The organism is Oleiphilus sp. HI0125 (assembly GCF_001635355.1).
The window spans coordinates 1-11,870 of the sequence record NZ_LWGF01000584.1; the positions used below are offsets into that span (position 1 = coordinate 1).

Below are 11,870 nucleotides of genomic sequence, written 5' to 3' on the forward strand. Positions count from 1 at the left end.
TAATCACCATTTTCATCCAGCTACAGATTAATACTTATTGATAATATTGCCCTTTATCTTAGCTTTCCCAGCTTCATCTAGGTCTTTTCTAGTTCTTATAGGTGTCAAGTCTCCCTCTACCGTTTTATTTATATCATCAATAACAGTCCACTCTTTGTTTGCCTTTGACTTTCCAATTAAGTAACGAAGAGAAAGCCTAAATTTTTCCGACTCATGCTGTACTGGTTGTGTTCCATGTAAAGTACAGTTATGCCACATGGCAGTGTAACCAGCCTGGCCTGTTAAAATTCTATCTTTAACTTCAACGCGCGCTCCGCTGTCGCTTTCATAGATCCACCGCTCACCCTCTTCCTTTTCTAGCTTGTGCGGAAAAAGAGTTGCTCCAAGCTTATGTGTTCTAGGAAGTACATGGAGAGGGGAGTCATATTCATCAACGTCATGAATATATACATATAGAGTTATAAAGGTTGCAGGATCTAGGTCAGTCATCCCTAGCGGCCAATCAATAATATCTTGATGAAAATCAATCCCACGAAAATATGTAATATCTCTAAACTCTTTTTTAATAAAAGGCCCTAAATTAGCTACATTTACGCCATCTATTCTAGATTTAATCCAGTCGGGCAACCACGATTCTGGAACACCGCACACCGCTTTTTTTATAACAATCTCATAATCATATCCAAGTAAGTTGGTCAATGTATTAGTAATTGACTCATTTTTTTCTACCACATCCAATTCATTAGCAAACTGTCCCAAAAAATTAAACTCAGAAGTCGGGTTAGCATTTTTATGAGAGGACTGGCGCTCATACTCTTCTTCACTCAAAAAGAGACTCTCATCAAAATGGCGCGACTCAATCATTTTTGTATAAAGCTTTTTTATCTTTTTCTGATCTAACAATTTCTCAAATTGATAGAAGCCATCATCTAACATACTTTTTTCTGGAATACTCATAGAATCCCTTTTACCGCTTTTAAAACTAGAAAAAACACATAAATAGAACTATCGGGCGCGAATCATACACAAAATATGCAAAAAAGGACTACTTAACATCTCAGCAATATTCAGTTACCAGTTTCACCAAGATTGTATCTATTCTATAATCCCGATAGCCTTTTCGATCTAGTTGATTTCACTAAAGATTTGCAGGTTTCCTCACCAAACTCATTGATTTACATTTAACTATAACGGCACTCTTTTTTTATGCTTAATGATAAAGTTGTCTTAATTACTGGAGGCACAGGTTCGTTCGGGAAGAAATTCTTAGAGACCATTCTTAATCGCTACCCAGACATCAAAAAGATTATTATCTTTTCAAGAGATGAATTGAAGCAATCAGAATTGCGTTTTAAATACCCGCCTCAAGACTATCCTCAATTACGTTTTTTTATCGGTGACATTCGCGATAGGCAACGCCTAATTCAGGCATGTGAAGGTGTGGACATGATCATTCATGCAGCAGCTATCAAGCAAGTAGATACTGCAGAATACAACCCAACCGAATGCATTCGTACAAACATTGATGGCGCTGAAAATGTAATCGCTGCAGCTTTAGAGTGTGGAGTCACTGACGTGGTGGCACTTTCAACTGATAAAGCGTGCGCACCTATCAATCTATATGGCGCAACCAAATTAGCATCAGACAAACTATTCGCTGCCGCAAACAATATTAAGGGATCAAAGGACATTCGATTCAGTGTGGTTCGTTATGGGAATGTCATGGGATCTCGAGGCTCGGTAATCCCATTTTTCTTAAATAAAAAACAATCAGGTGTTCTGCCTATCACCCATGAAGAAATGACCCGCTTCAACATCTCTCTTCAAGATGGTGTAGATATGGTTATGTATGCATTTGAGCACCACCTTGGTGGCGAGATATTCGTTCCTAAAATACCTTCATATAAAATCCTGGATGTCGCCGAAGCCGTAGCACCAGAGTGTAAAACGGAGATTGTTGGAATACGCCCAGGCGAAAAACTACATGAAGAAATGATTACGGACACCGATTCTCTCAATACAATAGACTTGGGAAAGTATTACGCCATCCTGCCATCGGTATCTTTCTGCTACCAAGAGCAAGATTACATTGAGCATCACAAAGCTGAAAAAGTACCATTTGGCTTCAAATACAATTCCGGTACGAACGACGAATGGGAAAGTGTAGAAAGTCTAAGAGCGTTAATAAACAAGCATATTGACCCTGATTTTGAGGTTTAAATATGTCCTTTATTCCATATGGAAAACAAGAGATTAGCCAAGAAGATATTGATTCCGTTATCAATGTCCTAAAGTCAGATTTTCTCACTCAAGGCCCCCAAGTCCCTGCCTTCGAGAACAGCTTAATTCAGGCTTGTGGTGCCGAGTATGCATTTTCTGTTAACAGTGCCACTTCAGCCCTACATATTTCTTGTTTAGCACTTGGCTTAAGGCAAGGGGATTACCTTTGGACAAGCCCTATTACATTCGTAGCCTCTGCAAACTGCGGGCTATATTGCGGTGCATACATTGATTTTGTAGATATCGATCCAGCTACATACAACATGTGCCCTACGAAACTTGAAAGCAAGTTAAAGCAAGCAAAAGCCGAAGGAACTCTCCCAAAAGTTATCGTTGTTGTTCACTTATGTGGCCAACCTTGTGACATGGAAAAAATCTATCAATTATCAAAACAATATGGCTTTAAAATAATTGAAGATGCCTCTCACGCAGTTGGCGCTCGATACAAGAACTCAAAAACTGGCGATTGTAAATACTCAGACATAACTGTATTCAGTTTCCATCCAGTTAAGATAGTGACTACAGCTGAAGGTGGAGCAGCTCTAACCAATAACGATGAGCTCGCAAAAAAACTAGAGTTACTGAGAAGCCATGGTGTCACGCGCGATGAAAGCTTAATGACCGAGGAGAGTCATGGTGGTTGGTACTACCAACAAATCGAATTAGGTTACAACTACCGAATGACCGAGATGCAAGCCGCCTTAGGCGTGTCACAAATGACCCGTTTAAATGAGTTTGTAGATCGCCGGAATGAGCTAGCTGTTAGATACGACAAAGAGCTTACACATTTACCAGTCGAGCTTCCTAAGCGACTTGATTCCACCTATTCAAGCTTCCATTTATATATTCTTAGGTTAAAGCGAAACGAAATTAAATTGAGTCATAAGGAAGTATTTTCAGGATTACGCAATGCAGGCTTAGGAGTAAACCTTCATTACATACCAGTGCATTTACAACCCTATTATCAGAATTTAGGGTTCAAAGCTGGCGACTTTCCAGAGGCCGAAAAGTACTACAAAGAGGCGATATCGATTCCGATATTCCATTCAATGACAGATGAGCAACAATCTACAAGCATAGACATTCTCTCTCGAGTGCTGTTATGAAAGTAGCATTAATTCCAGCCAGAGGCGGTAGTAAACGAATTCCAAGAAAAAACATCAAGAAATTCTGTGGCAAGCCTATTATCGGATATTCTGTTGAAGCGGCTATCAAGAGCGGTCTTTTCGACAGAGTAGTTGTATCTTCAGATGATCAAGAAATCATAGATATTGCATGTTCCTACGGTGCTGAAGCACCATTCATACGACCATCAGAACTCTCTGATGATTTCGCAACAACCACTGACGTCACCCTTCACGCCATAAATACTCTCAATCTCAAATTCACAGACCAAATCTGCTGTATCTATGCTACAGCCCCCTTCATAAGAGATGTTGATTTAAAATCAGCATATACACTTCTTATGTCGGAAAAATTAGATTATGTATTTTCTGCGACGGAGTATCGTTTCCCCATCCAACGCGCTTTAAAAATAAATTTCGATGGTTTCAGTGAGATGTTTCAAAAAGAACATGAAACGACCCGATCTCAAGATCTAGAACCAGCTTTTCACGATGCAGGCCAGTTTTATTTCGGTACGGTTCAAGCCTATCTAGAAGGAAAAGGGGTTTTAACTAATTCAAAATCAAAACCCTTAATGCTTCCCAGTTCAAAGACCCAAGATATAGACACCTTAAATGATTGGGAATTTGCTGAAGCTCTATACTTAGCAGATCAATTAAATGACCAATAGTAATGCATGGTTTGCAGTGAGAGCCGACGCTAGCCCTCAGATTGGCGTTGGACACATAGCTCGCTGCCTAGCACTAGCAGAATGGGCAAAAGACGAAGGGCTAAAATGTATAATAATAACGGCCTATAAATCAGATTTTCTGGAAGAAAGAGCTGTGACTATAGATGCAGAAATTGCTTACCTTCCGGAATCAAACTCTCATTCTGATCAAGTTTATCCACACTCCCACTGGCTAAAGGGGGGGCAACAACTTGACGCTCAAAACACAAAAAAACACCTCAATAAAAAAATTCAACAGTTAGGAACACCTCCCTCATTTATCATTGTCGACCATTACGCATTAGGCCACCCTTGGGAATCTTCATTAAAAGAAATAGCCCCAATTTTAGTCATTGATGATTTGAATGATCGTCCCCACGATTGCTCATGGTTATTAGATCAAACTTACGGTAAAAACCAACACTCTTACAATGGCTTAATTCAAGACTCAAAATTACTTATTGGTTCAGACTACACTTTACTCAGAAAAGAATTCACTAAAACAAAAAGGATAGAACGTACCTCACCAATAAATGAGCTAAAAATCATGGTCAGCTTAGGCGGGGTAGATAAAGACAACGTTAGCCTAACTATATGCAAAGCATTACTTTCATTAAAAATTAACTTTGTAATAAAAATTGCTATTGTTACTACCTCCCTAAATCCAAACATTGGAAAACTTGAAGCTTTTGCATCTTCAAACCAAAATGTAGTCCTATTAAAAAACATAAAAAACATCGCTGCAGTTATGAACAAGTACGATATTTGCATTGGAGCAGTAGGCTCAACAACATGGGAACGCTTTTCTGTAGGATTACCATCCGTGCTGTGTGTGACAGCAGAAAATCAAAAGCAAGCCGCGCTAATCCTAGAACAAGACAATTTAATTCAATTGATCGATATTAGAAAACAGGAGGTTAAAGAACAGCTTCAATTTAAAATCAGTCAATTAACTCAATCACCTGAGCAGTACTTGAACAATGTGAAGCAAATCTCAGCGGTATGCGATGGCTTTGGGGCCAAAAGAGTCCTCAACCACTTACTAGATCAAAGTGAACAAGCTTTATGAGCAAGACGAAATTAACTCCCCTATCTGAAGAACATTTGGATATGGTTCTAGAGTGGAGAAACAAGCCTGAAGTCCGCGCCAATATGTATACAGATCACATCATTTCTAAAGATGAACACTATCAATGGTTTGAGCACATAAAGTCCGAAAAAACAAAGCGCTATTTTGTTTTTTATATTGAACAGCAACCATGCGGAGTAATTGGTTTTACAGAAATAAATCAAAATGCTGGCACTGCTAGTTGGGCCTTCTACTCTGGAGACACTTCAATAAGAGGCGTTGGTTCAAAAATGGAAGTCTCTGCACTTAATTATGCTTTTAACTCACTAGGACTTAATAAACTTTATTGCGAAGTACTCGAATTCAATGACAAGGTAATTACATTCCACAAAAAGCATGGCTTCAGCGTAGAAGGTATATTTAAAAATCAACACTTCTCAAAAGGTCGTTTGTGGGACATATACCGTTTAGCGATTTTCAAAAAGGACTGGAATAGACTTTCTATCGAACTACCATTAATGAGAGATAACAAGTTCGGGCCTGGTAAAACATTTACACATCAATTCTCCATTTCAAAAGAACAAGTGCTAATGTTTTCTGAAGCATCCTCTGACACAAACAAACTCCATATTGACGACGCGTACAGTCGTGAATATGGCTTCGATAAAAGTTTAGTCCATGGTTTTTTAAGCGGTTCAGTATTCTCCAAAATCTTTGGAACATTATTCCCTGGCGAAGGTACAATATATAAGAGCCAATCATTGGAGTTTAAATCACCCATTTACCCCAACACTGAGCTAAACGCAAAAATACATATTGAAACCAAAATAGGGAACCGTCTTAAAGTCCGCACTCTAGTTTTAGACAAAGACGATAATCCGGCTATCACTGGTTATGCAGAAATAATTTTACCTTTGGAAACAGCATGACACCAATTGCTATCAATGGGCGACAAATTGGGCTTAACACCGCCCCATACATCATCGCAGAATTGTCTGCAAACCATAATGGAAGTATCGAGCGCGCCTACGAAATAATGGTAATGGCCAAACGTTGTGGTGCTGACGCCATAAAACTCCAGTCCTACACAGCGGACACAATTACGATTGATTGTGATCGCCCAGAATTTAAAATTGAAGGTGGGCTATGGGGAGGTCGAACTCTTTACGACTTGTATTCGGAAGCATTTATGCCGTGGGAATGGCACAAGCCATTGTTCAAGAAAGCAAAAGAGTTAGGTATTACGATTTTCAGCTCACCCTTCGACGAAACAGCGGTTGATATGCTAGAAGAGCTAAACTGCCCTGCTTATAAAATCGCATCCTTTGAAGCAATAGATATCCCTCTCATCGAATATGTTGCGAAAACAGGCAAGCCCATGATCATTTCTACAGGCATGGCCAATGAAGAAGAGATTAGCGAAGCTGTCACAGCTGCAAAGCGGGCTGGCTGTAAAGAATTAGTGATTTTGCATTGTGTTAGCGGTTATCCAGCCCCAGCTAACGACTATAATCTTGCGACAATCCCTGACATGGCTCAACGCTTCAATGTGCTTACAGGGCTTTCTGACCATACTATCTCAAATACAACAGCTATTGCTTCGGTCTCGCTAGGCTCTTGTGTTATTGAAAAGCATGTTACGCTTGATCGTTCTGGAGGAGGTCCGGACGATAGTTTTTCATTAGAAGAAAAAGAACTTCTTCAGTTATGCCGTGATAGTAAAACTGCTTGGGAAGCACTTGGTTCTGTCAATTATCAACGTAAAAAAAGTGAAGAAGGAAATGCCACTTTTAGGCGTTCACTTTATGCCGTAGCCAATATCAAAGCTGGCGAAAAGCTCACAAAGCAAAATGTAAGATCAATACGCCCAGGTTTTGGTCTTACGCCTAAAGAGTTGCCCAATGTGCTAGGTAAAAAAGCCGCACGAGACATTGCGTTTGGTGAGCCAATTTCTTGGAATCTAGTAAAATAAGAAAAAGCAAAAATGAACACAATGAAGTCTGCTCTATTTATCGTCACCTCTCCCTTACAACTGTTATGCGCTGCTGAAGCGTTTAAGTACTACAAAATAGGTAAGGCAACTTTAGTCGTAAAGTATGGAGGCAACGATGTATCAAACAATATGCTCAGGGACATGCTGCTCGAATATCCGCTTTGGAATGCAACCTATATTATCACCAAAGAAAAGTCTCTCAGAGAAACCTATAAAACAGTTCGCGCCTTGCGAGGAGAGAAGTATAACTTGGTGTTAAATGCCGAATTTAACGCTTGGTTTCAAAATATCCTCATCGCAAATATTAAATACAACAAACGAGTCATTTTCGACGATGGAGTCATGACACTTAATGACTACCGTGTTTATTTTGAACCACGGATAGCATCATCCAAATCTCATCTTGAAAAAGAATTACTTTTAAGAGTGCTCGGAATATCCAAATTCAGGCCGAATCAGTTTGATGAAATCGAACTATTTACTATGTTTGATTTGAGCCCCACGCCCCATGTATCTGTCGTCGAAAATAGATTCTCTCAAACGACCTATTACAGAAAGAAAATAACAAGCGACTCTAACGCACCAACAGGCATATTAGGACAACCACTCGTAGAAGCAGGAATCGTTAGCGAAGACTATTACTTAAAATGCCTTCAAAAGCTAAGTAAGAATGGTAAAGCTTACTATTTTCCTCACAGAGCTGAATCAAAGGAGAATATTCAAAAATGGTTATCATTGGCAAACCTTAAGCTTATTGAAGATGATCGCCCTATTGAAATTTCTATCACATCATACAAAGTCTCGAGCATAGTTGGCTTTATTAGCACAGCTCTCAAAACTTTGTCTCTCCTATACCCAAAACTAAATATCCAATTTATAAGAACGCCAGACGATGAGTTTCTTACTGAAAAATTCCGAATAAATGCGCGAAACACCTATGCACAATATAAGGGCGAGAAAGTCTCAGAGATAAAACTGGATATCCATTAATACAAGGACCATTTACTTTACGGTCTACTTTTGTCCAAGATAGTCCCCTTTCAACTGCGCTACTTTTTCCAGTAGCGAAGAAGTAGCAGTTTCTACTGCATCATCACTGCTGAGTGTAGATCTTTCTGTCTTAGCAATGGTCAACAACTTATCACCAAGCAGTTTATAGTCGGAGTCTTTCACATAACGCACTGGAACCGGGTAGCTCATCCATTTTTTCGGGCCTAGGCCAAATCGCGCAGCCCCTCCCTTTAGTTTGCGCTCAAAAAGACGTCCCATATCTCGGCCACGCTCGCAGATAAAAGGCAAATAAACAGGTTTGAGATCAATCTGCATTGATGCCGCAAAATCTTGCCATTTGAAATGCGAAACAGTCGGGTTGTAAAACACTGGTACCCAAGGAACACGAAAGGCATCTGCAACGATCGCACCATGCATAGCTTCTGTTAGAAGAAGGTCACAGGAGCGAATTTCGCGCACAGCATCTTCAACTGGCTGTTTAGCCGAGACAAAACGAATACCTGCCGCGTCACATACACGCTTCCAGTCTAAGTCTCGTTCACTTCTGTGGTGCGGCATAAAGCCAATAGAATATTGTTTCTCGACCTCAGACATTTCAACAGCACGTAACAAATATGCAGGATCAGCAACAGCTAATGTTGAATCAAGGCCAACAGCCTCTGCGGTTTTCGGTCCACGAACACACAAGACCCTCCAGTGATCAGGAATAATCGGCTGCTCACCTGCGCATCCTGACCCAAAGATAAACGCCTTTTCAACACCGGCTAGCTTCGTATCGAAAGTGCGCTGATTTAAGATTGTGCCAATACCTAACAATGCAGTCTTATCTTTGACTACCAGACATTCAGGTATCAACTTTGGCCACAACCATACGTTTAGATCATCTCCAAAATTCAAATCTTCAACTTTACAATATTCGATACGCACAACATTTCTCGTGATCAATAAATTCGCGGCAATTGTGGTCTAAGATCTTCTAATTCGCTAGTGTTTAAATTTAAAATCAAGTGTCATCATATGCACTCACACACTCTATGCGCATAAAACATTACACTCTGCTTGTTTTCTTCACGTTCTTTGCGGATGTTTCGTTTAGCTCGGAAGTACGCATCGCCGTAGCTTCGAACTTCAAACCAACGCTTGAAAAGCTGTCTAAGGCATATAACGAAAGTAAATTAAGCATCTCTTCTGCATCGACAGGAAAACTCACCGCTCAGATTTCACGAGGTGCTCCGTTTGATATATTTCTTTCGGCAGGAGAAGTAGGCACAACGCTTGCCCCATCTTTCGTAGTCGACGATTCGGAGTTTACTTATGCGATTGGGCAATTGGTTCTTGTGACGCACGAGCAAAACGCCAAATTCGAATTCGACTCACCAAGGGAGCTCGACTGCATTGCATACGCAAACCCAGCTGTTGCGCCATATGGCCGAGCCGCAGCTGAAGTTATCAGGCACTTAGAAAAAGTCGGGGTTAGCATTCATAAGTATGTTAAAGGTCAATCCGTCGCACAAGCACAGCAGTTCTTTTTATCAAAAGCATGCAATTGGGCCCTGATCGCCCAATCTCAAATCACCATCACCAACAAAGCCCATACACATTGGCTCGTTCCTGCTAAGCTATATCAACCAATTCGCCAGAACGCCGTCCTATTGAAACGGGCTCATGATAATCAACATGCGCTTCAATTTTTTAATTATCTCAACAGCGCTGAAGCGAAACACATCATCGTCGAAGCTGGGTATCTAACGGAAGCTCAATGATCTCAGATTGGTCCACAATATGGCTAAGCCTGCGCCTTGCATTCATCAGCATGGCAATTCTATTAATCATCGCTACACCGCTAGCTTGGTGGTTAAGCCAAACACATAGCCGGCTCAAGCCACTAGTTCTGTCGATCATTACTCTACCAATTGTTTTACCTCCAACAGTATTAGGTTTTTATCTACTTCTACTATTGAGCCCTGATGGAGCGATTGGTGTCATCACTGAATCCTTAGGATTTGGCAGTCTTGTATTTACTTTTTGGGGGCTCGTCTTCGGCTCAATAATCTATTCCTTACCCTTTGCCGTTCAGCCTATTTACAACGCATTTTCTAGCATTGATAAAGGCGTACTTGAACTAGGCGCAACAATGGGAGCAAGCCCATTTACTCGCTTCAAGAGCATCGCACTTCCGTTGGCCAAAACAGGAATTCTCAGCGCGGCAATTCTTAGCTTTGCGCACACTCTTGGAGAGTTCGGCGTGATCTTGATGATTGGCGGAAATATTCCTGAAGAAACTCGCGTCCTTTCAATTGCCATTTATGATCATGTGGAAGCATTGAACTTCGAACAAGCCCATACCTTGTCCTTAGGGCTCGTTATTTTCGCTTTCTGCGTTGTCTGGTGCTTAGCCTATCTTCAACAGAATTCTAAAGAGCGTCGCTGCACATGAGTATCGATATCAATCTGCGCCTCGATCGCGAAAAGTTTCACTTAACTATTAACGAGTCACTGTCGAACTCTGGGCTTACCGCTATCTTCGGCCCGTCGGGTTGCGGCAAAACCACTCTTCTGAGATGCATAGCTGGACTTGAAAAAGGAAATGGCAGCGTTTTAGTCAATGACATCATCTGGCAAGACTCAAAATCGAACACATTCGTACCAAGCCATCAGCGCAATCTCGTCTATATATTCCAAGATGCACGCCTATTGCCGCATCTAACTGTATACGAAAACCTAGTATTCAATCTGAAATATCAGCGCGTAAACATAAATGATGAAACACTTTCGAGCGTTATCGAAAAATGCGCTTTATTTGAGCTTAACGACAAACTCCCCTCGCAACTTTCAGGCGGACAGAAACAACGCGTTAACATCGCACGCGCACTATTGAGTCAGCCAAGCCTAATACTCATGGATGAACCTCTGTCCGCACTCGACAGTAGTTCAAGACAGGAAATGCTGAATTTTTTAAAAGCGCTAAAAGACGACATATCCGCTCCAATTTTGTATGTCAGCCACTCCATTGATGAGGTCGCACAATTAGCAGACGATGTGATCATCATGCGCAATGGAAAATTACTTCATAAAGGCCCCGCATTAGCCGCATTCGCAGAACACACCGATGTATTCAGCCATGACCAACTGTCTTCGGTATTCGAGGGCAAGGTAGTCGATATCGACACAAAAGGCGGAATTGCTAAAGTCTTTTTGAAGAATCAATCTAGTGCAGCATCAACATGTGTGTACTTGAACGATACGACTTTAGAGGCTAGCCAAAATATTAGGCTCAGAGTCGCGGCAAAAGATGTGAGCATTAGCTTGAGACATAACAAAGAACAAAGTATTCAAAATATCATCCCAGCAACGATCAGACATATCGACACCACAATTGACTCCTCGTCAGTATTGGTAACACTTGATATCAATGACCAAACTTTGCATGCGCTGATCACAGCTTTATCTCTCAAGAAACTACAGTTAGAAAAAGGTCAGTCGGTGTGGGCGCAAGTCAAAGCGCTCTCAGTGTATGACTAAGCGACTAGTTGCACTTTCAATTTATGTTGACTAGCGTTAGTGCAATTTCACTCACTCAGAGGCATCACGATGGCAAGCACTGAAGCACAGAAGCACAGAAGCACAGAAGCACAGAAGCACAGAAGCACAGAAGCACAGAAGCACAGAAGCACAGAAGCACA

12 protein-coding genes are annotated in these 11,870 nt (G+C 41.0%); 10 read left to right on the forward strand and 2 right to left on the reverse strand.

Going from position 1 to position 11,870, the window contains the following annotated elements:
* Positions 1 to 27 precede the first annotated feature (27 nt).
* Positions 28 to 957, reverse strand: coding sequence for a phytanoyl-CoA dioxygenase family protein (locus A3762_RS07145; RefSeq protein WP_068754680.1), 930 nt, complete (start codon positions 955 to 957; stop codon positions 28 to 30).
* Between the two features lie 249 nt (positions 958 to 1,206).
* Here A3762_RS07145 and pseB point away from each other — a divergent pair, with 249 nt between their 5' ends.
* The 7 genes from pseB to A3762_RS07180 are packed head-to-tail and all read left to right on the forward strand — an operon-like array spanning position 1,207 to position 8,166.
* Complete coding sequence (gene pseB / locus A3762_RS07150; RefSeq protein WP_068480757.1) at positions 1,207 to 2,220, forward strand: UDP-N-acetylglucosamine 4,6-dehydratase (inverting); 1,014 nt, start codon at positions 1,207 to 1,209, stop codon at positions 2,218 to 2,220.
* A 2-nt stretch (positions 2,221 to 2,222) separates the two neighbouring features.
* A complete protein-coding gene (pseC, locus tag A3762_RS07155) occupies positions 2,223 to 3,386 on the forward strand; it encodes a UDP-4-amino-4,6-dideoxy-N-acetyl-beta-L-altrosamine transaminase (RefSeq protein ID WP_068480754.1) in 1,164 nt (387 codons plus the stop codon).
* Positions 3,383 to 4,075, forward strand: a complete 693-nt coding sequence (pseF, locus tag A3762_RS07160; RefSeq protein WP_068754682.1) for a pseudaminic acid cytidylyltransferase — start codon at positions 3,383 to 3,385, stop codon at positions 4,073 to 4,075. The genes pseC and pseF overlap by 4 nt, the downstream gene beginning before the upstream one ends.
* Positions 4,065 to 5,183 (forward strand): UDP-2,4-diacetamido-2,4,6-trideoxy-beta-L-altropyranose hydrolase, encoded by a 1,119-nt coding sequence (gene pseG / locus A3762_RS07165; RefSeq protein WP_068754685.1) that lies wholly within the window; start codon positions 4,065 to 4,067, stop codon positions 5,181 to 5,183. Before pseF ends, pseG begins: the two co-directional genes overlap by 11 nt.
* Positions 5,180 to 6,112 carry a UDP-4-amino-4,6-dideoxy-N-acetyl-beta-L-altrosamine N-acetyltransferase gene (pseH, locus tag A3762_RS07170; protein WP_068480745.1) on the forward strand — a complete coding sequence of 311 codons (933 nt, stop codon included), beginning with the start codon at positions 5,180 to 5,182 and terminating at the stop codon, positions 6,110 to 6,112. Before pseG ends, pseH begins: the two co-directional genes overlap by 4 nt.
* Entirely contained in the window at positions 6,109 to 7,155 is a 1,047-nt protein-coding gene (gene pseI / locus A3762_RS07175; protein WP_068754686.1) for a pseudaminic acid synthase, read from the forward strand. Before pseH ends, pseI begins: the two co-directional genes overlap by 4 nt.
* A 12-nt stretch (positions 7,156 to 7,167) precedes the next feature.
* Positions 7,168 to 8,166 carry a polysialyltransferase family glycosyltransferase gene (locus tag A3762_RS07180; protein ID WP_068754688.1) on the forward strand — a complete coding sequence of 333 codons (999 nt, stop codon included), beginning with the start codon at positions 7,168 to 7,170 and terminating at the stop codon, positions 8,164 to 8,166.
* A gap of 24 nt (positions 8,167 to 8,190) precedes the next feature.
* On the opposite strand, the gene A3762_RS07185 is transcribed toward A3762_RS07180, so the two are convergent.
* Complete coding sequence (locus tag A3762_RS07185) at positions 8,191 to 9,114, reverse strand: polysaccharide pyruvyl transferase family protein (RefSeq protein WP_068754690.1); 924 nt, start codon at positions 9,112 to 9,114, stop codon at positions 8,191 to 8,193.
* Positions 9,115 to 9,221: 107 nt separating this feature from the next.
* On the opposite strand from A3762_RS07185, the gene modA reads away from it, so the two are divergent.
* From modA to modC, 3 genes are read left to right on the forward strand one after another with little or no spacing between them, the layout of a single operon-like run.
* Positions 9,222 to 9,950: a molybdate ABC transporter substrate-binding protein gene (modA, locus tag A3762_RS07190; protein WP_068754691.1), complete on the forward strand. Its 729-nt coding sequence runs from the start codon at positions 9,222 to 9,224 to the stop codon at positions 9,948 to 9,950.
* Complete coding sequence (gene modB, locus A3762_RS07195) at positions 9,947 to 10,624, forward strand: molybdate ABC transporter permease subunit (protein ID WP_068754693.1); 678 nt, start codon at positions 9,947 to 9,949, stop codon at positions 10,622 to 10,624. The genes modA and modB overlap by 4 nt, the downstream gene beginning before the upstream one ends.
* Positions 10,621 to 11,709 (forward strand): molybdenum ABC transporter ATP-binding protein, encoded by a 1,089-nt coding sequence (gene modC / locus A3762_RS07200; protein WP_068754696.1) that lies wholly within the window; start codon positions 10,621 to 10,623, stop codon positions 11,707 to 11,709. Before modB ends, modC begins: the two co-directional genes overlap by 4 nt.
* The last annotated feature ends 161 nt before the right edge of the window (positions 11,710 to 11,870 follow it).